Genomic DNA, 562 nt, shown 5'->3' with positions numbered 1-562 from the left:
CACGCCGAGGATGAATGCAGGGACGGCCTCAAGAATGAACATCCACTGCCAGCCAGCCAGCCCCATCACTCCATGCATTTCCAGCAGTGCCGCAGAAATCGGAGAGCCGAGCGCAGTGGACAACGGTGCGGCAGCCATGAAGAATGCGGTGACGCCTGCCCGGTGACGCGCCGGAAACCAATAGCTGAGATACAGGATGATGCCGGGGAAGAAGCCCGCCTCTGCAGCCCCGAGGAGGAAGCGGATGATGTAAAAGCTGGTCGTCCCTTGGACGAAAGCCATCGCCGCCGAGATAATCCCCCACGTGACCATGACGCGGGCGATCCAAAGGCGCGCTCCCACCTTGTGCAGCACGATATTGGAGGGCACTTCAAACAAGAAATAGCCCCAGAAGAAAATGCCCGCGCCAAAGCCAAGAATCGATGCCGTAAAGCCCAGGTCTGCATTCATCGTCAGGGCCGCAAAACCAATGTTGACCCTGTAGATGTAGGCGACGAAATACAGCAACATGATGAACGGCACGATGCGCCAACTGATCTTGCGCAGCGTGCGCTTTTCGATG

Annotated in this window: 1 protein-coding gene; it reads right to left on the bottom strand. The window is 57.8% G+C overall.

What is annotated here, in order from left to right; all coding sequences use genetic code 11:
• A partial coding sequence (locus RVY79_RS17065) for an MFS transporter (protein ID WP_317465665.1) occupies positions 1-562 on the bottom strand: 562 nt, incomplete at both ends.

This window comes from Chromohalobacter sp. HP20-39 (genome assembly GCF_033052815.1).
Taxonomy (GTDB): Bacteria; Pseudomonadota; Gammaproteobacteria; order Pseudomonadales; family Halomonadaceae; genus Chromohalobacter.
Note: the sequence above shows the minus strand (reverse complement) of the source record. Positions and strands in the feature narration are given on the sequence as shown.